General features: G+C 57.7%; 28 protein-coding genes and 3 pseudogenes. 11 read left to right on the forward strand and 20 right to left on the reverse strand.

The features are described 5' to 3' along the window. Positions 1 to 3 precede the first annotated feature (3 nt). The 4 genes from ACQUSQ_RS12730 (at position 4) to ACQUSQ_RS12745 (ending at position 2,925) form a co-directional block, all read left to right on the forward strand. On the forward strand, positions 4 to 690 hold the full coding sequence (locus tag ACQUSQ_RS12730; protein ID WP_173230987.1) for a potassium channel family protein: 687 nt from the start codon (positions 4 to 6) through the stop codon (positions 688 to 690). Between the two features lie 60 nt (positions 691 to 750). Further along, positions 751 to 2,301 carry a TrkH family potassium uptake protein gene (locus ACQUSQ_RS12735; protein WP_435069735.1) on the forward strand — a complete coding sequence of 517 codons (1,551 nt, stop codon included), beginning with the start codon at positions 751 to 753 and terminating at the stop codon, positions 2,299 to 2,301. Further along, the gene (locus ACQUSQ_RS12740; RefSeq protein ID WP_173230989.1) at positions 2,298 to 2,501 is read left to right on the forward strand and encodes a hypothetical protein; all 204 of its coding nucleotides are present in this window, start codon (positions 2,298 to 2,300) and stop codon (positions 2,499 to 2,501) included. Before ACQUSQ_RS12735 ends, ACQUSQ_RS12740 begins: the two co-directional genes overlap by 4 nt. Before the next feature lie 205 nt (positions 2,502 to 2,706). Further along, a complete protein-coding gene (locus ACQUSQ_RS12745; RefSeq protein WP_144049561.1) occupies positions 2,707 to 2,925 on the forward strand; it encodes a hypothetical protein in 219 nt (72 codons plus the stop codon). Between the two features lie 43 nt (positions 2,926 to 2,968). Here the strand turns inward: ACQUSQ_RS12745 and ACQUSQ_RS12750 are convergent, their stop codons facing one another. The 6 genes from ACQUSQ_RS12750 to ACQUSQ_RS12775 all read right to left on the reverse strand — a co-directional run bounded on the left by ACQUSQ_RS12750 (position 2,969) and on the right by ACQUSQ_RS12775 (position 8,185). Beyond that, positions 2,969 to 3,364, reverse strand: a complete 396-nt coding sequence (locus ACQUSQ_RS12750; RefSeq protein WP_435069736.1) for a DUF7567 family protein — start codon at positions 3,362 to 3,364, stop codon at positions 2,969 to 2,971. A gap of 73 nt (positions 3,365 to 3,437) precedes the next feature. Beyond that, on the reverse strand, positions 3,438 to 3,803 hold the full coding sequence (locus ACQUSQ_RS12755) for a DUF7568 family protein (protein ID WP_435069737.1): 366 nt from the start codon (positions 3,801 to 3,803) through the stop codon (positions 3,438 to 3,440). A 3-nt stretch (positions 3,804 to 3,806) separates the two neighbouring features. Next, the gene (locus tag ACQUSQ_RS12760) at positions 3,807 to 4,298 is read right to left on the reverse strand and encodes a hypothetical protein (RefSeq protein WP_435069842.1); all 492 of its coding nucleotides are present in this window, start codon (positions 4,296 to 4,298) and stop codon (positions 3,807 to 3,809) included. Positions 4,299 to 4,402: 104 nt separating this feature from the next. Then, positions 4,403 to 4,819, reverse strand: a complete 417-nt coding sequence (locus ACQUSQ_RS12765) for a hypothetical protein (protein ID WP_435069738.1) — start codon at positions 4,817 to 4,819, stop codon at positions 4,403 to 4,405. Positions 4,820 to 4,903: 84 nt separating this feature from the next. Continuing rightward, positions 4,904 to 5,926, reverse strand: coding sequence for a two-component system sensor histidine kinase NtrB (locus ACQUSQ_RS12770; protein WP_435069740.1), 1,023 nt, complete (start codon positions 5,924 to 5,926; stop codon positions 4,904 to 4,906). A gap of 96 nt (positions 5,927 to 6,022) precedes the next feature. Then, entirely contained in the window at positions 6,023 to 8,185 is a 2,163-nt protein-coding gene (locus ACQUSQ_RS12775) for a PAS domain S-box protein (protein ID WP_435069741.1), read from the reverse strand. 140 nt (positions 8,186 to 8,325) lie between these two features. Between ACQUSQ_RS12775 and ACQUSQ_RS12780 the strand changes: the two are divergent. From ACQUSQ_RS12780 to ACQUSQ_RS12790, 3 genes and pseudogenes are all read left to right on the forward strand, one after another. Further along, positions 8,326 to 9,483 (forward strand): annotated as a pseudogene (locus ACQUSQ_RS12780) (PAS domain-containing protein); the annotation flags it as partial. A gap of 45 nt (positions 9,484 to 9,528) precedes the next feature. Next, a pseudogene (locus tag ACQUSQ_RS12785) lies at positions 9,529 to 10,116 on the forward strand (sensor histidine kinase); the annotation flags it as partial. Beyond that, on the forward strand, positions 10,113 to 11,111 hold the full coding sequence (locus ACQUSQ_RS12790; protein WP_435069742.1) for a two-component system sensor histidine kinase NtrB: 999 nt from the start codon (positions 10,113 to 10,115) through the stop codon (positions 11,109 to 11,111). The pseudogene ACQUSQ_RS12785 and the gene ACQUSQ_RS12790, both read left to right, overlap by 4 nt. A gap of 36 nt (positions 11,112 to 11,147) precedes the next feature. On the opposite strand, the gene ACQUSQ_RS12795 is transcribed toward ACQUSQ_RS12790, so the two are convergent. The 3 genes from ACQUSQ_RS12795 to ACQUSQ_RS12805 form a co-directional block, all read right to left on the reverse strand. Next, positions 11,148 to 11,837: a DUF6735 family protein gene (locus tag ACQUSQ_RS12795; protein WP_435069744.1), complete on the reverse strand. Its 690-nt coding sequence runs from the start codon at positions 11,835 to 11,837 to the stop codon at positions 11,148 to 11,150. 67 nt (positions 11,838 to 11,904) lie between these two features. After that, entirely contained in the window at positions 11,905 to 12,285 is a 381-nt protein-coding gene (locus ACQUSQ_RS12800; protein WP_004594505.1) for a hypothetical protein, read from the reverse strand. An 86-nt stretch (positions 12,286 to 12,371) separates the two neighbouring features. Then, on the reverse strand, positions 12,372 to 12,560 hold the full coding sequence (locus ACQUSQ_RS12805) for a hypothetical protein (protein WP_004594506.1): 189 nt from the start codon (positions 12,558 to 12,560) through the stop codon (positions 12,372 to 12,374). Between the two features lie 335 nt (positions 12,561 to 12,895). Between ACQUSQ_RS12805 and ACQUSQ_RS12810 the strand changes: the two genes are divergently transcribed. Further along, positions 12,896 to 13,447: a DUF7342 family protein gene (locus ACQUSQ_RS12810; RefSeq protein ID WP_049938513.1), complete on the forward strand. Its 552-nt coding sequence runs from the start codon at positions 12,896 to 12,898 to the stop codon at positions 13,445 to 13,447. 17 nt (positions 13,448 to 13,464) lie between these two features. Beyond that, positions 13,465 to 13,953 (forward strand): hypothetical protein, encoded by a 489-nt coding sequence (locus tag ACQUSQ_RS12815; RefSeq protein WP_011222449.1) that lies wholly within the window; start codon positions 13,465 to 13,467, stop codon positions 13,951 to 13,953. Here the strand turns inward: ACQUSQ_RS12815 and ACQUSQ_RS12820 are convergent. From ACQUSQ_RS12820 to ACQUSQ_RS12830, 3 genes and pseudogenes are all read right to left on the reverse strand, one after another. Then, positions 13,950 to 14,110, reverse strand: a pseudogene (locus tag ACQUSQ_RS12820) (transcription initiation factor IIB family protein); the annotation flags it as partial. The gene ACQUSQ_RS12815 and the pseudogene ACQUSQ_RS12820 sit on opposite strands and share 4 nt — an antisense overlap. Before the next feature lie 93 nt (positions 14,111 to 14,203). Beyond that, positions 14,204 to 15,073, reverse strand: a complete 870-nt coding sequence (locus ACQUSQ_RS12825; RefSeq protein WP_011222448.1) for a hypothetical protein — start codon at positions 15,071 to 15,073, stop codon at positions 14,204 to 14,206. Positions 15,074 to 15,336: 263 nt separating this feature from the next. Further along, positions 15,337 to 16,257: a transcription initiation factor IIB gene (locus ACQUSQ_RS12830; RefSeq protein ID WP_049938512.1), complete on the reverse strand. Its 921-nt coding sequence runs from the start codon at positions 16,255 to 16,257 to the stop codon at positions 15,337 to 15,339. Positions 16,258 to 16,478: 221 nt separating this feature from the next. On the opposite strand from ACQUSQ_RS12830, the gene ACQUSQ_RS12835 reads away from it, so the two are divergent. Next, positions 16,479 to 17,228 carry a hypothetical protein gene (locus tag ACQUSQ_RS12835; protein ID WP_011222446.1) on the forward strand — a complete coding sequence of 250 codons (750 nt, stop codon included), beginning with the start codon at positions 16,479 to 16,481 and terminating at the stop codon, positions 17,226 to 17,228. A 5-nt stretch (positions 17,229 to 17,233) separates the two neighbouring features. Here the strand turns inward: ACQUSQ_RS12835 and ACQUSQ_RS12840 are convergent, their stop codons facing one another. The 8 genes from ACQUSQ_RS12840 to ACQUSQ_RS12875 form a co-directional block, all read right to left on the reverse strand. Then, positions 17,234 to 17,650: a hypothetical protein gene (locus ACQUSQ_RS12840; protein WP_435069745.1), complete on the reverse strand. Its 417-nt coding sequence runs from the start codon at positions 17,648 to 17,650 to the stop codon at positions 17,234 to 17,236. A 161-nt stretch (positions 17,651 to 17,811) separates the two neighbouring features. Continuing rightward, entirely contained in the window at positions 17,812 to 18,573 is a 762-nt protein-coding gene (locus ACQUSQ_RS12845; protein ID WP_435069747.1) for an AlbA family DNA-binding domain-containing protein, read from the reverse strand. 231 nt (positions 18,574 to 18,804) lie between these two features. After that, complete coding sequence (locus ACQUSQ_RS12850; RefSeq protein WP_004594516.1) at positions 18,805 to 19,665, reverse strand: hypothetical protein; 861 nt, start codon at positions 19,663 to 19,665, stop codon at positions 18,805 to 18,807. A gap of 587 nt (positions 19,666 to 20,252) precedes the next feature. Then, positions 20,253 to 20,510 (reverse strand): HalOD1 output domain-containing protein, encoded by a 258-nt coding sequence (locus ACQUSQ_RS12855; protein ID WP_004594518.1) that lies wholly within the window; start codon positions 20,508 to 20,510, stop codon positions 20,253 to 20,255. 84 nt (positions 20,511 to 20,594) lie between these two features. Then, on the reverse strand, positions 20,595 to 20,924 hold the full coding sequence (locus ACQUSQ_RS12860; RefSeq protein ID WP_004594519.1) for a hypothetical protein: 330 nt from the start codon (positions 20,922 to 20,924) through the stop codon (positions 20,595 to 20,597). 6 nt (positions 20,925 to 20,930) lie between these two features. Beyond that, a complete protein-coding gene (locus ACQUSQ_RS12865; protein WP_004594520.1) occupies positions 20,931 to 21,281 on the reverse strand; it encodes a hypothetical protein in 351 nt (116 codons plus the stop codon). A gap of 156 nt (positions 21,282 to 21,437) precedes the next feature. Continuing rightward, positions 21,438 to 21,764: a DUF7558 family protein gene (locus ACQUSQ_RS12870; protein ID WP_011222441.1), complete on the reverse strand. Its 327-nt coding sequence runs from the start codon at positions 21,762 to 21,764 to the stop codon at positions 21,438 to 21,440. After that, on the reverse strand, positions 21,764 to 22,054 hold the full coding sequence (locus ACQUSQ_RS12875; protein WP_004594521.1) for a hypothetical protein: 291 nt from the start codon (positions 22,052 to 22,054) through the stop codon (positions 21,764 to 21,766). The genes ACQUSQ_RS12870 and ACQUSQ_RS12875 overlap by 1 nt, the downstream gene beginning before the upstream one ends. A 525-nt stretch (positions 22,055 to 22,579) precedes the next feature. Between ACQUSQ_RS12875 and ACQUSQ_RS12880 the strand changes: the two genes are divergently transcribed. Then, complete coding sequence (locus ACQUSQ_RS12880; protein ID WP_004594522.1) at positions 22,580 to 24,559, forward strand: hypothetical protein; 1,980 nt, start codon at positions 22,580 to 22,582, stop codon at positions 24,557 to 24,559. The last annotated feature ends 2 nt before the right edge of the window (positions 24,560 to 24,561 follow it).

Below are 24,561 nucleotides of genomic sequence, written 5' to 3' on the forward strand. Positions count from 1 at the left end.
TATATGTACCTCATCATCATCGGCGCCGGCGACATCGGCACGCCACTCATCGATATTGCGACCAAGTCCGGGAACGAAGTCGTCGTCATCGAACGCGACGAAACCCGAGCGAATCGAGCGGCCGACGAGTTCGACTGTCTGGTGCTGAACGCCGATGCGACGTCGAAGGACACGTTAGACGATGCAGGGGCAGCCCAAGCTGATGCGCTCATCTCGACGACCGACCAGGACGCGACGAACGTGATGACCTGCCTGCTCGCGAAAGAGTTCGAGGTGCCCGCGATCCTCTCGGTCGTCCACAATCCCGAGCACATGGGGCTGTTCGAGCAGATCGGTGTGAACACGATGCAGAATCCCCAGCAACTCATCGCCGAGTACCTGTACCGCGCCGTGGCACGGCCGGCGATTGTCGACTATATGCGGATCGGGGACGATGCTGAAGTGTTCGAGATCACGGTCACTGACGAGGCACCAATCGCGGGGAAGACACTCAAGGAGGCTGCCCAATCGGGGCTGCTCACCGACGAGATGCTCGTCGTGGCGATCGAACGGGACGAAAACGACCACCCGATAACCCCGCGCGGTGAAACGACGATTCAGGCGGGCGATCTGCTAACTGTCTACTCCGGCGTCGGTGCGGACCCGGAGATTACGGACATCTTTGGCCACTATGAAGACCGGGAGGAGTGAGGTGTCCATGATTTCGTCCTGGCACCGCGCGAGCCAGCTACCAGTCATCACAGGGAACGTATGAACGGGGCTGTCGCGACCGTTGGGCGGGACCTCGGACGCATTCTGGAAGCGCTCGGTGGGTTGATGCTCATCTCGCTCGTCGTGCCGATCGTCTGGGGCGAGTACTTCGCGCTCCCGGCGCTACTGGTCTCTGCCCTCGTTCCGCTCGGCATCGGGTGGGTGCTCTACCGACGATTCGAGGGGGCGGAAGCTCCCGGTCGGTTCCACGGGATGATCGTTGCCGCGTCGGGGTGGTTCTCGGTGGGCATCTTCGGCTCGCTGCCGTTCCTCCTGATTGCGTGGAGCGTCCAGCTCGGCGTGCCTGGATTCTCAACGCCGGCGCAGACGGCGACGCTCGCGGCGTTCACCGAGCCGTTGAACGCCATCTTCGAGAGTATGAGCGGCTTCACCGGGACGGGTCTCACGATGACCGACAACGAGGAGGTGCTGCCGAGGACGCTGCAGTGGTGGCGGACGTTCTCCGAATGGGTTGGCGGCGTCGGCGTGATTGTCCTGACGACGGCGATTCTTTCACGCCCCGGGAGTGGCTCGTTGACGCTCTACGAGAGTGAGGCTCGCTCGAAGAAGATCCACCCGAGCATCGTCTCGACAGTACGGACGATTTGGTGGATCTTCATCCTGTTCACGTTCGGGTCGATTCTCGCCCTGTGGCTGGCAGGGATGCCAATCTGGGGGGCGATCAACCACGGGATGACGGGACTCGCGACAGGCGGGTTCTCGATTACGGACAACTCGATTGCGACCTACGACAGCGTCGCAATTGACTTCGTATTGATTCCGATCATGCTACTCGGGAGCATCGCGTTCCCAGTCCATTACCTCATCCTCCAGGGCGACCTCCGGAACTTCTACTCGGATCTCCAGACGCGCTGGGTGTTCGGCTATATGGGCATCGGATCGGCGTTGTTGTGGGCGTTCCTCTACTTCGCCGGCCCCTACGAGACCCCGTTTGCGGCCCTGCGGTACGGCCTGTTCCAGTTCGTCTCGGCGGCGACCTGTACAGGCTTCCAGACAGCCGTCGACGCGACGAACGTCGCGCTCGGCCGGTGGCCGTCGTACGCACAGCTTACGGTCACCTTCGGAATGTTCGTCGGCGGGGCAGCGGGATCGACGGCGGGCGGTATCAAGCTCATTCGGGGCCTGACGCTCGTGAAGGGGATTCGCCACCAGATTGCGGACGTGTTCTACCCCGAGAGTGCAGTGCGTCGGCTGGAAATCAACAATCGGCGACTCAACGAGGAAGAGGCGAGTCGCGAATTTATGGAGGCCGCGATCATCGTCGTCCTCTGGAGTACGTTCCTCGTTTTAGGGACGTTCCTCCTGTTACTCACACTGCCGTCGGGGGAGTATTCGCTCGCGAACGTCCTCTTCGAGGTCGCCAGCGCCCAGGGGAACGTGGGCCTTTCGTCGGGGATTACCGGTCCTGACTCGCTGCCCATGATCGGGAAAATCGCGTTCCTCTTCCACATGTGGATCGGCCGGCTGGAAATCATCCCGGTCCTCGTGATGCTCCGAACGATCTTCAAGCGCGGAGGGGTCTACCGATGAAATCGCGTGACATCCCCGTTGTGTCTGCCGTGTTGGAGGCAGGGGCCGACGACCGGGTTTTCGACTCACTACTGCTCACCGGGCCGCTCGTCATCGGGCTGGTCGTCGTTTTCGGGCGGTCGCTCGTCACCGAGGCAGTCGCGATAGCCTATATCGCCGCATTCGTCGGGTACACGCTGTATCGAGGCGTTCGAACATAATCTCCAGTATGGGATGTCAACCGAGATTCCACCGAAATCGAGGCGCGCTCGATTAGCGGGGTTCCTCGAGCGATGGTTCCGCTGGGGTGCCATCTGGGGAACTCGGGGGATGCTCATTAGCGCGGTCCCTTTCTTAGGGTACATCGTAATTGGCGGTGTTCTGACCCTCGTCGAGAGCCGATGGGCACCAGAGAATTTCCTCTCGATGACGGCCGATCCCGGATTCGTGCTGACTGGGACGCTCGTCTGCCTGTTCATCGTCGAGGCTACGGCGTCGTTCATCCTGTACTATTTGCTCACAGGATTTGAAAACGAACGGTCGCAGTTTGTCCTCTTGATGAGCTACATCGGGCTCGGGTTCGGTGGGGCCGCCCTGCGAGTGTTTATCCCGTCCTGTATTGCGTTTCTGACGAGCTGGCTCTGACCCAGTGCTTCGGGGATTTCTACCTTTTCGATCCCTGAGGAGATCAGGCCAGATGAGAGATTTCCTCGGGTTCCTCGACGTCGTCGAACTCGCCGCGCTCAACAGGTTCCCAGTCCTCACCTGGCTCCGGACTCCACCAGTCGACCTTGTAGGCGCCCGGTGCGCCGAAGATTTTCACGCGGGCCGACCCATCAGGCAGGTCGCGCCGCAGTTTCTCGTCGACGTGGAGGTTCCAGGTCGTGGTTGAATCGAAGCAGGCGAGCACGGCCTCCTCGTAGCCGCGCGTCTCTCGGGATTCCTGGAGTTCGACCTGGGTGTTGCAGTTCTTGCAGAACACCCCCTCGAACGGGATGTGGGTGAAGACCTCCTGCCCGCAGACGGGACACCAGAGGAACTCGAACAGTGCCTCGCTGTGTCGGTCAAGTACTTCGAGACTCATTGGTTGACTCACCCGGTCGTACCGGGCCAACACCTCGTGCCCGGCCGAAAAACAGCGCCCACCGCTCACTCACTCACCGTTCGGCACCGTAGACGATGCGTGAGGGGGCTTCGTACCCACAGTCGGGGCAGTTGTACCATCGCTGGATTTTCGCCCCGTCTGCTGCCTTCTCGCCGACGCGAACGTCGTTGTTCGGACACTCCGGGCAGCTGAGGTCCGGGGCCGGCCGCTCCCGGAGTTCGTCACGGAACGACGTCGCGTCCTTCGTCTCGTACCCCCGCGACCACACCGGGTAGCCGTCGACGAGGATTGCTCCGCGCCACTTGTACTGGTAGGAATCCGGGGCTCGATGCAGGACGGCTCGCGCACCGGTCTCGGTGTTCCGATACACAAGCGTCGGCGAGCGGCTCTCGCGTCGCCAGTTGGTGATCCTGGGCATTATTCAGAAGTGGACGTCAGCGGGTACGATCCAGAGCTCCTCACTCTCCTCGAGGAGTCGATCCAGCTGTCCACGGTGACGAATGCCGGTTCCGTGTTCGGTGTACAGGAAGATCGTCGGGCCGTCGTACGCACCGACCTGGTGGAAGGCGTGCCGGGCGAGGTCCTCGTCGCGCATGATCTCCTCGTCGGAGAGCTCGTCGATGGCCTCCCTCACCCGATCGAGATTACGCTCGAACTCTTCCTTCGTCGCCTCCCAGCCACGCTCGAGCAGGTCCTGGCCGTCATCGGAGTCGACGGGGGCTGCCGTCGGCAACTCCCCCCATCGTGCCTTCCCCGCAACGGACGTGTCCTCCTCGTCGAAGGTCACATAGTAATCGAAGACGGCGCCGGCGTGTGGGTCCGCGCCGACCAAGCGGTCGAACACTGACTTTCCGGTGGCCAGCGCGTCGTCGTGCGTCGATGCCTCTACCAGAGCGTAAATCACCATATGCATCTCGAACACCTCGAAACGCCGACGCACCGGGAATCGTTGCTCGCTCCAGCTGCGCCGGCACCCATCGCCGGCGTTCGAAAAACTCTCCTCGTGACGGTGGGTTCTTAGGATTCGTCCGCTCGTTCGACAGTGATGGTCAGGTCGCCCGACGCGTAATCTGCCTCGAAGTCGACCGCGAACGCATCCGCCTCATAGGCGGCGTGGTAGGCGCGGTGGCGTTCGAGCGAGCCAGTCGCCTTGAAGTGGAAGAATGCGGCCGCCGTGTAGGGCTTGCTCTGTGTTTCGACCTGCGACTCGACGGATGCGGGGAGCGCGATCTGGGGCGTCTCCGTGTCGATACTCGCAGCGAACTCTTTCGCTTCCTCGACGGTTGCTGGCGAATGTGCCGGTGTCTCGCCGGTGAGCACGTTCACCGGGGTTTCCGTCTCGTCGGTGAACAGGACGTCTTTGAAGGTGTGTGTCCCGAGGATCGCCTCGGGATCCAACTCGCAGTCGTGAAACGGGTCGTCGTCTGAAGTCATCAGATCACGAGCCTACGGAGGGGCTCACCCCTTCCGGCCCCTGAAAAACAGACTATATTGCTTGACGGAGGGATCCTTGGTGTTTCACCACGTAATTTCGAACCGCGCTCCACTCTCGGAACTCTCAGTAATGTTGATCTCCCACCCGTGTGCTACGACAATTTGGTGTACTATTGAGAGTCCATAGCCGGTCCCCTCTTGATTCGTCGAATAACCGTGTTCAAATACTTCTGACCGGTCCGATGTTGAAATCCCTGGCCCATTATCTGCGACGTATAGACCCGGTTCTTCGGAGAGAGACCCCACACGAACTGTGACATCCCCACCACCGTGTTCGATTGCGTTCCGAAACAGGTTCCCCAGCAGCTCTTGGAAGCGGCTTTTATCCGCAGTTATTGACCCGAGCTCATCGTCGACCCGTAACGTGGCCCGAGGGGTCTCAACGCCGCCCCAAGATTCGTGGATGCAGTCTTCAATATCAACTGACTCTGTTTCTCCAATCGACCGTCCCGCCTTGGAAAGCTCAAGGACATCCTCTACTAGATCATCTATCCGAGATAGCGACTCTGATATTTTCTCTAGTTCCGGACTTTCGTGGTTCTCTTGAGCGATTTCGGTGTAGCCTTGGGCAACAGAGAGCGGATTTCGGATGTCGTGTGTGAGAATGTCAGCAAACTCGTCCAACCGTTCTTTCTGATCTTGTAGCTGGTTCTCCCGTCTCCGTCGCTCTGTGATGTCTCGAATAATGCCCGTAAAATACCGGTCGCCGTTGTGTTCGTGTTCACGAAGGCTGATCAGCGTTGGTACTTCGTGTCCGTCCTTGTGAAGAGCGGGGAGTTCTATCCCGTCCCAGTCGATATTTCGCTCACCCGAGTCAACATATGATTCAAGAGCGGCGGAATGGACGGGCTCAAGACGCTCTGGAATGATTTTCATTTTGGAACTTCCAATCAATTCGTCAGGAGAATATCCGAGAATATCCCCAACTGCAGGATTCGCATACACGATATTGCTTTCTTCATCAATAGTTAGCATTCCCTCGGCTGCATTTTCAACAAGCGTCTGATAGAAGTCGTCGCCGTTGACGAGTGGAGGGGGAGATTGCATTTTCAGTTTCCTAGTAGGGGTTGCCGGTTAACGCTTGTTCACAATGTCGTTTCTTCGTGATATACGCCTTTGAGTAAAAATGGCGATCAGTCGAGGCTACGAGTTGGTAATCTCGAATCGGACTCCATCGAGGTCCTCACCGTCTTTGATATGAATCGCCCACCCGTGGGCGAGCACGATCTGACGAACACTCGCCATCCCCATCCCGATACCTTCTTCGCCGTTCTTCGTCGAGAATCCCGGCGTGAAAATTCGGTCACGGAGTTCCGGATCGATGCCAGGGCCGCTATCCTCGTAATAGAACCCGGAATCGAATTCTCCTATTTGAATCGCAACGTCGTCGGGCCCATGTTCGATTGAATTGCCCACGAGGTTCTCGAGCATCCGCTGGAGTGCATCGGTATCAGCCTCAATCTGTGTTCCTTCTTCGACCGTTACCGAGGCCGTCTGTGGCGGATCGACCGCAGTCCAAACGTCGTCCAGCACGGATTCCAACTCGATGCGCTCCGTTCCCGAAACGATTTCTCCCGTTCGAAGCGTCGTCACGAGATCATCGCGTAACTCGTCGACGCGGTCGATCGCCTCAGCTGCCTTTTCGACGTGTTCCATCTCTCCCGTCTGAAGAGCCAATTCCAGACGTCCTTGAACCGTCGAAACCGGGCTTTGGAGGTCGTGTGAAACGAAACTCGCGAATTCATCGAACTGCTCGTTGCGTCGCTTCAATTCGCGTTCTCGGCGCCGTCGTTGTGTGACGTCTTTCGCGGAGACAATGATACGGGAGGCAGTTCCGTCCTCGTCAGTAACTGGTCGGAAATTCCCCTTGACAGTGGCTTTTCCACCGTCTTCTGTCGGGTGATCTGCTTCGTACTCGACGTACTCTCCGTCGGCTGCCTCAGCAACCCACTGTTTGACCGCTGCTCGATAATCCTCGGTCCACCACGGTGTTTCCCAGAACGGGTCACCGACGATGTCCTCTCGGGAAGCATCGACGTATTCGAGTGCCGTCTCGTTTATGTCCTGGACCGTCCCGTCGGTATCAAGAAGACCAACGAGGAGGTTCGGGTCGTTGAAAATCGCATCAAATTGGTGCTCTTGCTCGCGCAAACTCTGTTCACGCTCCTTCAATTCAGAGATGTTGCGCCCTTCTGGAATAAGTAATGTGACATCGCCGTCGTCGTTGATTACCGGTCGAACGGAGAAGTCCACGAAGGCCTTTTCATTGGCACCCTGGATCTTGATTTCGTCCCGGAATAACTCGCCGTTCTGTGCCGTCTCGACTGCTTCACGGGCTACATCTTTCGCTTGCTGGCTTGATTCGAACCACTTCCCTTCCCACAGCGGCTTCTCGACGACCTCGTTCCGATCGATGCCGGCAAACGAAAGCGCTGCCTCGTTTGCCTCGATGATCGTTCCGTCCGGTTTGAGGAGCCCTGTGAATTGATAGGTATTGTTGAAAATCGCTTCAAAGCGACGCTCACGACGTTTCGACTCTGTTATGTCTGTGATGAATCCCTCAAGCGCAATAACCTCACCATCGGAATCCGTGACGTTTCGGCCGCGCTCCCACACCCATTTGGTCTGCCCGTCAGCTGTTTCGATTCGATACGTGAGCTCAAACGGCACACCCTCCTGGAGCGCTGCCTGGACCTCATCCCAGACTTCTTTTCGGTCGTCCGGATGGATTACGTCCTCGCCCCACGAGACGGCCCCCGATTCGATTGTTCCAGGAGAGTAACCGGCGAGCTCCTCACACTCGCCGGCGACCTCGTCCATCGGCCATCCTGGCTCGTTTCGACATCTGTAGATAAGGCCCGGAACGTTGCTTATGATCGTTTCGAGCCGCCGTTTTTGCTCTTTGACGGCTCGTTGTGACTGCTGGCGTTCGACAGCATTTTCGATTCGATTTGCGAGCAACGTGTACTGCTCCGTGCCACCCTCTTTTTGTAGGTAGTCCGTGACACCCGCGGAAATAGCGTCGCTCGCGACCTCCTCTGATCCCTTCCCAGTAAAGAGAATAAACGGAAGATCAGGGTACTCGTCACGTACTGATTCGAGCAACTCGATCCCTGTCATCGAGGGCATATCGTGATCTGAGACGACACAATCGAGATCCTCGCTTCGTATCCGCTCCAGCCCCTTCGTTGCGTGCGTCTCCGTTTCCACGTCAAAATAGCCGCTCTCTCGTTCTAGGAAATCGGCAGTTAGACTCGCAAAATCCGGCTCATCATCGATATGAAGGACCCGAATAGAGTCAGCCATGTCAGGCTATTTTGAGCAGAGCTTCAAAGAGGTTATCCTGAACCACCCCTCTTATTCGCTTGCTATCTACTTTTAATATAGCGGTGGATGCCCAATACTCGTGGATTTGATTTATAATGTTGCGCCGAAGTGTTTGTCGTATGGCAACCTCTCCGCTGAGTGAGATGGCTCCGTTTAATCTCGATCATCGTCTTATGTCGGTGCTACTCGTTGATGATGATGATGAGTCTCTCGTCGATATGTCCTCGGTCTTCCTGGAGCGAGAAATCGACAATATCGAGACGACGACGCTTACTGATCCGGAAGCTGTTCTCGATGAGGTTGATGATGGGAACTATGACTGTATCGTGAGCGACTTCGATATGCCACGGTTGGACGGCTTAGAACTCCTCACCAAGCTTCGTGAAGACGGAGTCGAGATCCCGTTCGTCCTGTTCACAGGGAAGGGAAGCGAGGAAATTGCCAGTCAAGCTATCACCGCTGGCGTCGACGAGTACTTGCAGAAAGGGGGAACGGAGGAATACCCCGTCCTCGCGAATAAGATCGAAAATCTCGTCGAGAAATACTGGGCGGAGACGCAAGTCCAGCGGGGGTTTCTAGCCATTGAATCCGCCGAAGAGGGGATCGGTATCATCGACGAGGACGGCGTCTACCAATATATGAACGAGGCCTATGCTGGCGTATACAACCGTGACCGCGCCGAGCTAGTCGGGGAGCACTGGGATATGCTATACCCGCCAGAGGAGACTGAGCGCTTCCACGATGAGATCCTTCCAGAGCTCGAAATGACTGGAGCCTGGCGCGGCGTCTCGACCGGTGTCACCAAGCAGGGTGACCCTGTCTCTGAGCGTCTGGTCCTCACCCAGATGGACAGTGGTGGCCACGTCTGTATCGTTCAAGAACTCGATCAGAATGACGAACTCGAGGCTGAACTCGCGTTGAAGAATCGGGCGCTTGATGCAACCGGTCTTGGGGTCGTCATCACCGACGCATCTCAAGATGATAACCCGATCATCTACCTGAACGAAGGGTTCGAGGAACTGACTGGCTACGACGAAGAGGAGGTGTTGGGTCGGAACTGCCGATTCCTACAAGGTGAGGATACGAACCCCGACACAGTGGCTGCCATCCGAGAGGCCGTCGATACCGGGGAGTCGATTTCGACGGACATTCTCAACTACGACGCGGACGGTAACCCATTCTGGAACCTGCTCGAAATATTCCCTATTGCGGATGAAACCGGCGCTGTCACGAACTTCGTCGGCTTCCAGCGTGAGATCTCCGACCGGCGAGCACACACGGAGGATATCGAATCACAGCTCGACTGGCTCGGGGAATTCGGCAATGTCCTCTCTCACGACTTGAAGACGCCCCTCTCAGTCATTCAGGGGAACCTCGAACTCGCGCAGGAGCTCGACGACACGGACCGATTGGACGATGCGGTCGATGCGGCCGACCGCCTTGAGGCCCTCGTTGACGATTTGGCGAATGTGATGCAACAGGGCGACCTGGTAACCGAGGTCGAGCCGGTGGAACTCGGCGACGTGTTCCGGTCGTGGGACGCTTTTGAGACGAACCCGGAATCGCTCGATGTTATCGATTCGAAACCGATCTTAGCCGACGAGCATGCCCTCGTCAGACTGGCTGACAACCTTGTGAAAAACACCGTCGAACACGCAGGCGATGAAACGGCGATGCGAGTCGGGACGCTCGCAGATGGCTTCTACTACGAGGACGATGGCCCTGGTATCCCCGAAAGTGAACGTGATGATGTTTTCAAGCCAGGATTCACGACGAAAGACGATGGAACCGGCTTCGGGATGGTGAGCATCAAACAGATCGCCCTAGCACACGGCTGGGAAGTTACGATCGACGAAAGCGAGGCTGGTGGTGCTAGATTCGACTTTACTGGGGTTGCAGAGCCGCGATGACCTCGTCTTCCTCACGGGAAGCACAGCTTGAGGCACTATTCGAGAAGTCTCCTGATCTCATTGCTATCCATGATGATGACGGCGTTATTCGCGCCGTGAACGAGCGGATGTGTGATGAGCTGGATTACACGGAGTCGGAGCTGATCGGCAAGCGAGTCTGGGAACTGGATCCGACAGTTGAGCCCTCGGAGGCGCAATCCTTCTGGTCAGGCCTCTCGACGGAATCACCGCGAAGATTCGAAGGGAAGCTCAAACGGAAGGACGGATCGACGTTCCCGATCGAGATTCATCTCATCCGCTTAGATCTGGACGGTGACGATCGATTCGTGGCGATGGACCGCGACATCACCGACCAGCAGGAACGGGAAGAAAGACTCAGGCAGCAAAACGAACGATTGGATCGGTTCACCAGTGTCGTTAGTCATGACCTCCGGAACCCACTACAGGTTGCGGAAGGTCGGTTAGAGCTACTCAAAGAAGACTGTGACAGCGAGCATATTGAAGACATTGAGCGTGCGTTGAATCGGATGGACGCACTGATTGAGGATCTTCTTACTCTCGCTCAAGATGGTGATGCGGCGATGGAACGTGAAGCAGTCGGACTAAAGACGCTTGTGCAGACCTGTTGGGGGACGGTGGCAACACAGAATGCGTCACTCAAAATCGAGACCGACCGTACTGTTCATGGCGACCGTGACCAACTCCAGCAGCTGTTCGAGAACCTGATACGCAACGCTGTCGAACATGGGGGTAATGACGTCACGATAACCGTCGGAGATCTCGATGATGGGTTCTATATCGCGGACGATGGCGAGGGGATTCCGGAGGATGATATGATGTCAATCTTCGATGCGGGCTATTCCATGGCTACGGACGGCACCGGGTTCGGGCTAAGTATTGTCGAACAAATCGTAGAGACACACGGCTGGGAGATCACAGTCAAGGAAAGCCAAGCTGGTGGGGCCCGGTTCGAAATTTCAGGCGTGTCTCAGTAGCAGTCCGTTATGATAGAAGCCTACTAAGTCGATGTCTCAGGTTCCTACGTTGTTATCCCGTAGTTGCTGATGACTCTCTCCGGCCGATTCAAAGAGTGATTCTCCGGTCGGAATGAGCAGCTCCTGTCGGTCTCCGACTCGCTCGGCCAGCTTCCGTTTCAGGTACTGTCTCGCCGTCGACGGCGTGAACACCCCCTTGTCGACCATATCGCCGACGACGTCCTTCAGCGCCCGGAACTGCCCCTTCAGATGGCCGTCGCCGACCGGCTCGCCGTCGTGCCACCGAACGGTCGCGAGCGCCCCGTTCCCGACCGTCTCACCGTTGTCGATTGTCTCTGAATCGTACTGCAGGCCGAACCACAGCGTCCGGTAGGCGGTCACCTCGAAGGTCGGTGACACCACGTAGAACGCCTCGTGGTGGAGGTAGTCGAGATGGTCAGCGATGATCTCGTCGAGGGTGAGCCCGGTGGCGCGGGGCTTCGGCTCGACGACCGTCGACGGTCGATCCTCGTCAGCGAGGTAGCCGTCGACCGCATCTGCCTCGAGGCCATCGGCCAGTTCAGCCAGCAGCTGTTTCGCCCACTTGGAGTTGGTGTCGTCGCCACCGAACGGCGACTCAGCCGAAATTCGGTGCTTGAGCTTGAGGTTCGCTGCGCCCCAATGGCTGTAGTGGAGCGTGTACTGTCCGTCTGTGCGTTCGTACGCAACGAGTGCGCGGTGGCCCATCGAGCAATCACCTCACGGGGCGACCGCTACTGGATCGCCCCGCACCCCTCTCGGGGGACGAACAACGCTACTCCTCGATTGGTTCGGGGGAACTGAGATCCGCGTAGAGGACTTCGCCGTCGCGAACGACGTACCGCTTCGCCAGCACTGGGAAGCGACACTTCGTGAACCCCGCTGTCTGGATGTCGAGTTCCTCGTCAGCTTCGAGGTGGTCGGCAAGTTCTCGCAAGAATTCGTGGGTCACGATGCCGCCCTCGTAGTCCGGGAGGCCGTTCTCCCGCGCCTCGTACACTTCGAAGTCATCGTACCCCCAGATGGTGAGTTCGCCCTTGTCGGTGACCTCCCAGTCGAGCGTCCCGAAGCAGTAGCTCTCACAGAGTTCGCGGACAGCCTGTGGATCCGATACGATCGCGCCGGTTGACGTCGTCGCAGCTTGTAGTGTCGCCATGTCTGGACTCGCGGGAAGCCCCGCACCCCTCTTGGGGGGCGATAAACCGACACTGGAAGTGCCCCTGGCGTCGACGGCGATGACGATCAGTCGTCTGTTGGGGCGTCTGGTCCGCTCCCGTCCTCTGGTCCCGTGAGTAGGCTCACTTCTTCCAGGAGGTCTCTTGCAGTCTCGACTCGCTCTCGATCCGCGTCGTCCAACCGCTCGACGTCGAGGCGGCTGAGATTGCTGAGTACACGATGCATCCAGTAGCCCTGTTCGACTTGCTGATTCATCGGTAGCGCCTCACCACTCGCCGGCGCGGATAGACACTCCACGTGACTGTCGTCGTCGCATCAGGTCGCCACCAGTGCTCGTCGCGACGCGTTGCCGCCAGGAGGTCACTCTCACACCCGTCGTCCAACATTGTGTCCGGGCTGTGGGATGCCTCGCCGGTCGGCCGTAGTTCCTCAACGTCAGAATATCGGTCGTACATCGGTTGGCCATACCTTCTGTCGGTATCGCATTTCAACGTCCGGACGCCTTCGCCCGCAAGGCATTCTTGATTATGCGAGACAGTACAAACATATATGGGAGTAGGGCGCGAACACTGTCCCAAGAGGTGCCAACCATGACCGAATCCTCGCGAGATGGGGTCCAATCGTGGACTGAGTCGATGAGCGCCCGCGACCGCATTCGGGCGGTCGCCGAGTCACTTCGCGAACCCCGCTCAGTTAACTGGATCAGCGAGCAGGCCGACGCCGCCTGGAGCACGACCAACGAGGAACTTCAGGACCTCGTCGACCAGGGCCAGTTGCGTCGCGTCGAGGCCGGCGAGACGACGCGCTACCAACCGGACTACACGCGACTGCTCTTCGAGGAGATCCGCACGCTCATCGAGGAAAATACCCGCGAGGAGCTGCGGAGTGAATTGGCCGCGATTACCGAGGAGATCGAGGAGTGGCAGGCGACCTACGACGTCGAGACGTGGGAAGAGCTTGAACAGTCGCTCGCCGACGGCGACCTCACAAGTGCGGAGCTCCGGGACCGCCGCGACGTCATCGCGTTCTGGCGTGAGAACGAGGAGGATCGCCGCCTCATCAAGCACGCACTGGAACTCTACTCCGACGTCGAAGCTGCCCGCGAGCAGATGACCGACGTGGCTGACCGCGCCACGAGCTAACCCTCCTCTCTCACAGAATGATCTTTCTTGCCGGTCGCGACCGCTATACACAGCGGACCCTCCTCCGCGACGTTCACGACCGATTGACGAACCAGCCAGGGTGTGAAGAGGTCCGCTATCGCCCGTCTCGACGCCGACCCCGGTACGTCATCGCGGGTGTCGATCCGACGACGTTCCTGAGTGACTCGTACGACGCGGCGACAGCACGACTGGAGATTCGCTTCTGGTACCCCGCCGGCGTCGACCACGAATACTACCGCATAAACTGGGTCGAACCGGACCGAAATCTGATGCTCGGATTCCACCAAGATGCCGACCATCCGGACCTTGGGCCCTGTCATATCCAACTCAATCACGAAGACACGCCGGTTGATCGGCACAAGGCGACGTTTCTCGATGCGCACCCACTCGCCGTCCTCGATGACCGACTACAGCAGTTCCCGCCCGCGCTAGATGCGATCCACTGGAAGAATGGAGCGCCCTCGCTCCCTACCTGGCCCGTCTAGACAGCGAGTTCATCGAACCTCTGGTGATGCGTCCAGGCCGTGGTCGGCGTGACGTTTCCGGACTTGGCGATGTCACGGTGCGTTACCCACACCCCCTGTTCCCGCCCCGCTTTGTAGAGACAGGCCGCTGCGAACCTGCCGAATGAACGCCCGCTATGACTGACGTCGGACTTGCGGGTACTCACCGTGTTAACCAACAGAAGCCATCTCCATCGGAGACTGTTGGTTAAACGGTGAGATTCCTACTGCCCTATTCGGGAGCAGGCCCGTAGCGACCTGTGCCACACACTTGGCACTCCCAGATTGGTTGGCCCGTCCAGGTCTCGTCAGGGAGCGACTCGCGTGTACTGAAGCGATGTTCTGTTTCTTTCGTACAGTGCTGGCACTCGAGGGCTGTTACGGTCGGGATTTCAGCTCTGGTACTGGAGGATTTCGTTTCGCGGGGTACTGTTTCCACAGCGATTGCTGGGACGATCCACAGCTGATCGCTGTCGTCGAGCGTGTGCTCGAGGGACGACTCATCGCGAATTCCCTGGCCACGCTCGTCATAGACGCGTGGAATCTCCGTCTGAGAACGATCGCTCCTCTCGTTCCACGCTGTCCGCTCACGGGCCGCTGTTAGTAACGCGTCGCCAGCCGCTGCGGTCACCTCAGTAGCAGCGGGGAGCGTAGGCCAGCGCTCGGTTAGCTGGGGTGCGGGCTCGTCGTCGAGATCGTAGATGAGCGTACAGTCGTCGATGGGCTGGTCGTGACCTGACGAGAGAAGTGTCGCTGCTGCTGCTCCCCTTGCCACGGCGCCGTAGAACGTCCCCGATTCGACGAGGAAGTGGATCACACCACGCAGTGTCTGCTCGGAACTCGCAGCACCCGACTCCGACGCGCCGTCAAGTTCGTGTTCGAGACAGAACCGGCATTTTCGTTGCGACGCCGGGATCGATGCGCCACAGGAGACACAGGATCGGTCTGTGTCGGTTGTTCCGTCCGGATACCCACCCGAATGCGAGGCTTCACGCTGGCGGCTTGGCTGGCCGTCTGCTGGCTGATCCAGCGCTGGGTCCGGCACCAGAGCGCCCTCCCCGACAGGTTGGAACGCCTCTCGGTCTGAGTTGTGGTCAGTCATCGATTCGCTCCGCGTTTCCCCCGGTTTGGTATTTAAACTCAGGGGTGAGAAAATGCGGGGACGGATTCGGCGACGACGGGATAAATCTGACCGCCTGAGACCGATTCAGTCACGGAGCTCGGCGACCGCTCGACCGACCTCGCGAACGTGCTCACTCCGCTCGATATCGAGTTCTGTCGACAGATACTCGACAGTCTCGTCCAGATCCATACCCCCTTGTAGACTCTCTGCCTGTATGTAGGTATTCCTCTACCGGAGGCGTCTCAGATCGCTTGGAGTTCGTCTCGCCGGCTTCGGAGCGTCACGACTGACACCTCTGCTGCCGACGCGACGGTGGATTGGGTAATCAACGCGCCCTGCTCTTGGGCAGCCAGATAGACACAGGCGGCCGCGACGCCCGATGGCTGACAGCCGTTCGTGAGGGTTGTCCCCTCGGCGCGTTCTGCGAGTTCGTTCGCGCGCCGACGAATGTCGTGGTCTAACTCCAGCGCCGAGATCAGGCGTGGAATGAACGACGTCGGGCGCATTGGTGGTGCTGGGAGCTCTAATTCGCGATTCAGTGTTCGGTAGGCGTTGGTGACACGAGCGGACTCGACTCGGGCGGCGTCGACGACATCCTCGAGGAGAAGCGGGTGTTGGTTACATCGACAGGTACCGTAGATACTCGCTGCACCGATGGCTTCGATGGATCTGCCTCGAAGCAGATCCTCGCTCTGAGCGCTCCGGAAGAGCTGGCACGCCTGGTCACGAATCGACTCAGAGAGCTCGAGCGCACTCGCCAGCCGGCGTACCTCGCCCAACCCGTGTGCGAGATTCCGTTCCGCTTTGGACCGCCAGCGACCACGGGTCTGCTCACGTCGCATCCGGGCCAGCTGCCGGCGTTTCTGACCAGAGAGTTCGTTCCCGTGTGCGTCGGTTCCGTGGCCGATCTCGGTCGAGATGCCTCGATCGTGACGGGCTGTAGTGAGTGGTGCGCCTGTTCGCTCGCGCTCGTCTGCATCGTACGCCCGCCACTCCGGCCCGTGATCGATACGTTGTTCCTCGATAACAAGTCCACAGTCCTCGCAGATCGTTTCGACCGCATTCGTAGTGACCCGGCCGTCACACTCTGGACACTGGGTAGCGCTCGACTCTGTTTGGACGTCTTCGTCGAAGCCAGTTTCGTAGATGTCTCTGGTAGTCATCGTTCTCACCATGTTCAGGAACTCGCCAGTACAGCGAATCCTTCACCCATTATGGGTGGAATAAACCTCTACAAGACGGTTCAGATATCTCGGAACCGATGGCGTACAGCGACCGAGTCTGATTCTTATACCAATGAACTGGCTATGCAGGAACTGGGGCGGCACTCAAGGCCACAACAGGGGACCGAATACATATTTATCTAAGGTGAGAGGGGGAGCATATGAGTGATTCACATCTTCGGCGTCTCCATGAACTCAACCGTGAATATCCGGCGGTTGATCGGTCGACATTATATCGCGAATACCACCTTCAGCGCTTCGATATGCTTAATTCAGAGGATGCAATTCCACAGCTCTTGTTCCATATTGTTCCTGAAAGTGCTCTTGATGGATCGCGTCTTGTCGATATCACAGAACTTGAGGAACTGCCTGTTCCCGCGACGTGTCGACCATCGTTTCGGCCCGATAGACTGTTTGAACACGCGGATCCGACATGGAACCATATTGTCGCTCGCTACGAGAATCGAAAAGACCTGAGTTCAGTGGCAACTCTGTATGATACTGGCATATATGAGGCCCGGGGGAGCGGGCTCTGCTATCCAACCGGTCATTCATACGACTGTGACTATGCAGTCAGTTCACAGGATCTTGAATTAAGTCTCGTCACCGTCCTCCAGTTCTATCGTGACGTCCTTCCTGATGAACACAGCGAGAAGGTGTATGCAATCCTCAGTGGGACAAATCTCACGAACGCGACAATAGACCAACATCGGCAGGTTGACCGGGTTGAAGCATTTCCTGAACCTAACCGCACCTCGCGCCTCACACCTCTCAGTCTGTCCGATGAAGACGGTATCCGTGACCAACTCACACCGCTTTTCCGACCATTATCAAACTCTCAGTTCGGATATCATCCCGGTTTCTATTACGATGATGAAGGTGCGTGGGAATTGGATGAACATCTAGAGTAGCGTTGTTACTGGCTTTGCATCCGGTCCAGCTCATTCTGGATTAGATCGGATGGCGGCTCGTAGAAATCAAAGATCTGGTATAGCGGTTGGGTCAAGGTCTCAACCACTTCCGGTAGAGCGTCTTCAAAATCTTGAACAGTGAAGCGTTGACTGGCCGTAACTGTCGCTTGATGTGATTCTCTTTCAATCGGAGGGAAAAGTCCACGGCGATTTTCAATTGAGCCCAGTGTTCGTCCCTCTAGTCCCGTCCATCGGGCTTGCACGGTGACCGACGTGTTTTCCTCACCGAGTTCTCGCCCCAACCGCTTCGCATGTAGCAAGCATTCACCGACTCGCCAGATTGGGAGAATATAATCCAAAACTGTACCTGGCTCAAGTTCATCTTTGCTGTCTTCCTGATAGCCACGAAGCAAGAACAGCATCCCGTCTGGGGATGCACGCCAGTAGTCTGCGTGCGCTGGGTCATCGAATGTTCCGCCGGTATACCACCCTTCGATTGTCTCATCGCGGGGATGTACCTGATCCTCGCTGATCAGCCACGCCGGCCACCCCGTTTCATGACCTTTCACCTCCCGTAGTAGATCTAAGAACTCAGAGAGAGAGATGGCTGATCAAACTCAGAATCCAGACTGTAAGCAAATGACCAGTACCCGTGACGATAGGGTGAATTATCCATATTTCCGTACTCGTCCATCACGTTGGCTTCCCAGTCTTCCCGCATAGCCTCAGTCCACGAAGCAAGCTGATCCAGCGGATCAATCTCTTCTTCACTTGCTCCTTTTTCGAACCCCGTCAGTACGGTTCGCATTCGATCTAACAGATCATCACGTGAGGCAGTGACACACCGCCGAATCAATTCGTCCCACTCACGTCCTGTCTTCGGTGCTGCACTTTCTGGCCCTGGCCGCCTAATATAATATGTGTTGTAGGTAACGTGTTGGTCTTCAGGGCCAGCACTGTCTGATCGAATCGGCACCCGATGGTCTCCCGGTACATCGATAATTGGAAAGACTTCACCAGATTCTGGATGTTCAATATGGTATACTTCACAGTGAAACTGGGGCTCAGCAAACTTCTCAACGATCCCATTAATCGTATCTTGATCGTAGTGGTCAATCGGATGTGGTCGAGATGGATCCGGTTCCCATGATTCACCGACCTCCTCATATCCAATCAAAATCTGACCCCCACCAGAATTCGCTAATGCGAGCATCGCTTTTGCTACGTTTGCCTTGTCCACATTATCAGACAGATCAAGCCAGCTTTTGATTTCACGATGGACCTCTTCTCGTGGATTACGCAATAGATCCTGCCACCGCTGATCCACGTCTCCCGATTTAACCATATTCCCTCTATGTTTCTAGTCAGCCTAAAAACCTCTCTAGGCGGTAGTTGCTTTTTATTTCGGACGGATACACGCGGTTAGCGAATTCCCGAATTCTGACATACATCTCAGCTCGGTTCTTGAGGTTGTGGCTGCGCGCGCAGCGACCAGCGGGAGCGAGCACGGAGCGGTGGGTGGGGCGGTGGGGCCTGGGCCGGTCCGGCACTCACGAAAAAAGAAAGGGCGTTGCCCCTACTCCTCCCACCAGCGGCGGTCGCGTTCTGGGAAGACGATCATACTGTCGTAGGTCACGGCGAGTGAACATCGTCCCTCGTACCAGTTCTTCTTAACCGCCCGCATTCGGACGGTGTCCCCTTCTTGGACGAAGGCAGGCTCCGATTTTCGCCACGAGGTGAACTTGATTTTCCCGGTGTCGTCCGCGACCAAGCCCACTTGAGCGATCTTCCGGCTGGAAGCATCCCAGAGCTGAACGACTTCTCCTTCGATGCTCACCTCATCCGTCTGCACGTCCGGGACGTCCTCGATCGGGCAGATGGCGCCGGGGGCCGCCTTGAGTGCATCCATCGTGTCGAACACTGCTTTGGTGATGTCTTGCCCCTTGGCGACCCGCTTTGCGAGCGCCCGCGAGACGGCCGCCCGACTGTGACCGGTGCGAAGCCGCTGTGCCATCCGGTCTGCTTCCTGGTTCACCTTCGCCAGCTCCATCCGGGAGAGACGCTCTCGCGGATCCGTCCGGTCCGGGGTGCGTTCCGCCCGCTTACGCTGTCGCCGTTCGGTGACGACCTTGCGAGTTCGCTTCGCCCGCCCGTCTTGGGTGCCGAGTTCCGCCTGGGCGCTGATGTGGTCCAGTTCGGCCTCCCGGGCGCGAATCTTCTCTTCCTGCGCGAGGGGCAGGTGCGAGAAGTCCTGGACGATGCCGTCTGGGTGGTTGGAATCCACCTTCGCCTGCTTTTCCTGCTGAACCGTCGCTCGGAACTCCGGTTTGTCGTCGACGACCTTGAAGCCGTCCTCGTCGACGCCGGCGTCTTCGGTTCGTTCGAATGCCTGTTCATCCACCGTAACGACCTTGCGACTCGAGTTGTTACTTGACATTGGTATCCTCCAGATACCACTGAAGGCGCTCGTGCGCCGCCACCGCGATGCCCCTAACATCGCGGTTTTCCGACGACGTCGACGACCGATAGCACCGACTGCGCGCTCTCGCTCGCGCCTTCGCGAGCGCCCTACCGGGCGCGAGCGAGAGCGCGCCCGAGTGCGGCGACCCCAACCAGCACCGCGCGCCGACCCGCCCGGAGCGAGCGGCCAGCGGAGAAAGCGTGGGGGGTGAGCAGCCACGCCGCGCAACCCCCCGCGCTTTCCCGCTGGCGCCGAGGGCACATTCACTTTAGCCCGGCAGCCCGCCCGCTACCGCAGGCAGGCAGCCCGGAATGGTCGGTCGCGAGCGACGCGGAGGGCGGCAGCGGCGAGCGGGGCGGGCCGGTACGGACACACCTGTCCACCCGGCTGCGCCGCTCGGATGGTCATTCACCGTCCTGGCGGACTCAGAAAGGGCGAGGCCGCCTCGGTCGTCCCCCGACCCCGCAAGCACCGCAGGGACGAGGAGCGCAGCGGTGGTCGCGGGATGCCGAGCGGCCGAGGGCTTTCAGGGAGTGTCGCTGTCGACGAATTCGATCGCGCTACTAATCCGGTGCCCCGGCTGGCTCGTCGAGAAGGACATCGACGCCGTCGTGGGTGACGGCGAGTTGGATCCCCTCCACGGTGAACCGGACTTCCACGTCCCCGGCTGAGGATGCGAGAAGCTGCTCGAGTGCCTCGACGTCAACAGCGTCGTGGAGCTGATACGAGTCGGTGGGGAGCCCGTGGGCTTCCAGTGTCTCGACGATTTCAACGAGTAGATCGGGGGATGGATCTGAGTCTCTCGGGGTGGAGGGTGCCATTATGGCCTCGACGGGTAGATAGGACGAACAGGAGTTAAAAATGGGGGCTCGACGGCCTGTCGCTGCGGCCTTTCAACCGGTCCCTCAGTGGTCGTCCTGTGCGTTTAGCTCCTCGAGAAACCAGCTGGCTGCGGTTCCGATCCGAACGCCGTCGACGTTGCGCATCTCAAGGCCGTTCGTGGCGGTCCGGAACGGCTCGTCGTCGACGAGGATGCGGTTGATGACTGTCCGGACCGACTCCGTTCCGTATCTGTCGACGAGAGCCGCGACCGCCGTATCGAAATGTGCATCCTCGTGCTCGGTTCGCGGGTTCTGCGCCCGGTAGATCACGAGGTCAACCACATCGTCGACCGATGCGTGCTCGGGATTCCCGGTTTGCTCACGAACATTATAGTTGGCCTCTGTATCAGGCATTGCGAGTCACTCCGCCGCGTCGTCCGTATCGGTCGTCGCCGAGTCGGTTTCTCGTTGCTCACGGATTGCAGCCAGCGTCTCCTCAAGCGTACCCACACAGCCGATCGCTGCGAGCTCATCGGCAATCTCGTCGATGAGTGCGGCTCGCTCGACGGCAGTCTCGTCGCCGGCGGTCCTGTCGATCGATGCGACGCGAAGCGCCCGCGTTTCGTGCCAGCCACAGTCCCAACAATCGCGGGTCACCTCGATCTGCTCGTCCTCTTCCGCTGCGAGGACGGCGTCGGACAGCGACGTCGACAGGGGCCGGTCTGGTCCGACCTCGAGGGTGACGGGGGACCCGCACGCGGGGCAGTCCATAGTCATCCCGAGGAGCGCCCGTCTGTTGAAGATAGCGGAGCAACGAGACAGCGACACAACCAGCGCTGCTGAGTTCGCGGGGTGGGACAGCTACGGACAACTGTGACCCTCCCGCAGTGGTCGCCGTACCACTCGCGTCGACGACCGCTCGGCGGGTCAGTCAGAGACGATGTGTGCCTCGAGGTCGCGTGTCCAGTACGTTGCTGGCCCGCCTGGACTACACCGCGCACAGACCTGTATCGGGCCTTCGAGATGGCCGAGTTCGATTCGAAACCGTGTGAGCGCTGCGAGCGCGTTGACGACGAGGCCACAGCTGTCACAGGCGTAGTGATCACGATCATCGGGATCCGGCGTCTCTTGGATCGCACAGTCGACGCAAATCGGGTGGTTGACCCGCTCTTCCTTCCCCCACGTGTAGGCGATCCCAGTCTCTATCCCGGATGGAGCCTCGCAGAAGGCACAGCCGGCCAGCGTCTGCTGCATCACCCATCACCCTCGCCGGCGTCCCGGGCGGCCGTCCAGCCTGTGTGGAAGACGGCGAGCTGCTGCATCGATTCGAACGCTGTGTTGCTGGGCTCGTGAACGAGGAGCCGCTGGTCGACGACCGGTGTGACTGTCCCGGCATCGAGTAGCTCTCGAACCAGCTGGCGGGCCGTCTCGTCGTCAAGATCCGCCGTCGATGGTGACCGCGCATCCCGATCCTGAGCGAGCAATTCCGCTTCGAACCGTTCGTGATCGTCTGCCGTATCGTCGTATCTATCCGGACCAGACATACAAATCAGGGGCAGCACAGGAACCGCCCCGCACCCACTCGGGGGCACAATAAACAGTCGCCACAGTCACCATTCTCAGTCACGATGTCGATCTGCTCCTTCACCCTCCACGCCCCACGCCATCGTCCGGGTGGCAGCCTACTCTCGCTTGGCCAGCGGCCTGGCATCTCGGCCCTGGTGGCCGCGAACATAACTTTGGGCCGCCACCCCCACCACATATCGGTTGATTTTCCTGCTGTCTAGTGGCACAATTCGCCTCCAAATCGCAAGACAGCAATACCTGACACCAGATTTCGGGGGCTGTCCGGGAACTCCCTCGTCGGTGAGTCTGGTGTCTAGTGCTGCCGTCCTACGATTTGTTGACTCAGCACGACTCTCAGCATACCTGGTGTCTAGGGGAGGTCGTCGCTGGTGTCAGGTTAACTGTTCGGACGATTTAACCGAAATGGCCCTGTCGAACTCTGAAGAAAGTGAAAGAAATTCTGGTGACAAACGCTTTTCACCCTCTTTTATATACTGTATAGTATGTCTGAAAATGAGAAAAGCTTCTTCGAGTATACCGAGTTTTATTCTGACTCAGAGACTCAGGATCCCGAAGAGGTTATTCAGGATCGTCAAGACCCGGAGATAGCGTACGCTCACATATGTAAAATCGCAGGGACAATCAACGCAGGGTTGGATGCGGTACCTGAGGACCAGCGGGATACTGTAAAGGTGTACTCGGTCGTGGATCTTTTCCGAGCAACGATGCAGTATATCGAGGAGTTTGGATCCTATTTCAGATATCTCATTTTGAATAAGGAATCCTATATTAATGAGATTATCCGGACTTCAAGCGGAGATATACGGCCACTCTTTGAGGCTATTCTGGAGGAGGAACTTGATGGGTATCTTGATAAACGAGATGTTGAGGCTGACTCGAATGAGGTTCTGAGTTTGATCTTTGGGTATCAGGCGGTGCGAGAGGGAGCGATTAGTTTCTCAGAGGAAGAACTGGAAGATGTTCCAGTTGATGTTGGGTTGGCTGATATAGAGATTCACGAAGGTGAGGGTGAGGATATCCCTGAGTCGATGGAGATGGAGTTGTTAGTCGAGGATTCGATTGAGAATCTGAGAAATAAACTCAAGAATATTGCTGTCTTCTATTTGAATTTCCGAGAGGCGTACAACGCCGTTAAACACGGCAATCGGGTTACGGTTGGTGACAGTACTGGGTTTGAGCTCGGGAATGACGAGTTACTCGATGATCGAATTGTTCTCGATGATGAAGTCATTCAGTTCCTGTGTAAGTACTCTGCTGATTCACAGGATGGTGAGCCGTATCTGCTGACTATTCCTCGATCGATTCTGGAAGAGAAGACTCTGAATGTCGTCGAAGATGTGTATACTCTCTATACCCAGGCATATGATGTGGCGACTTTAGATGAGGGTGAAGAGATTAATCTCAGCTTCTGGAAGTCCACCGGTGGTGGTGGCCAGGATGAGAATGATTTGATACATATCGCTAATCCTGATTCTCGGATTCTATTGCCGAGAAATGTAATGCCGGATGTAATTGAGGATTTGCAGGTTCCAGAAAAGTCAACAGTAGAGTGGATCGGTAATTGGTCTCTTGCCGGCGACACGCTGGAGTTTGAGGTAGAGTTTGGTTCGGAGCCTACACCTGAGCATCCAATCCACGTTGAGATTAATTGGGAGAAGACTGCCGATGATATCCACGAATTCGGAGAAGGCCAGTTCAATTTTAATGTTGATCCTGATGATCTGAGTGTTGAGCAATACTTTGAGATGCTCAAAATCCAGGATAAGGATGATATCCGGAGGGTAGAATTTGAATTCCCAGATTCGGATAAGACGTATCAGCAGCGGCTTGAGGAGCCTTTCGAAGGTATCGATTTACCTGAGCCCGAGGATCGTGATATCCTCGAGTTTGTGAAACGTGTGGGGTTGGCGACGGATACTCGGATTCCTCTTCCGGAGTTTATCACGGAGAAGCATCGGGAGGTGTACGATGACTACAAGGATTCCGATTTGGACTCTGATACAGCAGAGGAGATTCTTTCTGAGCTTCAGGAGCGAGGTGAAAAGGTTCGGCGGTCATTAGTGGGTGTTGCTGTCTGGGAGGGTGATTTCTCGGATGTAGATGTTGATGAGGATGAGCCGGCACACGCTGAGGATTTAGGCGAGCTCCGTGCTATAATGGGTTTGAGCGAATCTCAGGATGCGGATGATATGGAACGTTTTCCTGGGGAAGTACGCTGGACACACCCTGAGTCGACGAAGTATACACCTGATGAGTTACTTGATAAGCTGCGAGAAGGGTATGGGGAGACGGTCGGTGAGCTCCAGCGTTCGGAGGTTGATAGGGAGGAGGCTGAATCGGAGTTTAGTCATCGGATTCGTTTCGGGCACGAGACTATGTGGGGAACCTTTGATAAGCACGTTATCGATATCTTCCCAGTGTCTGAGGGGGCGTTTGATAGAGAGGATTCGCCGGAGACGTGACT

This window comes from Haloplanus sp. C73 (assembly GCF_051195115.1).
Classification (GTDB): Archaea; Halobacteriota; Halobacteria; order Halobacteriales; family Haloferacaceae; genus Haloplanus.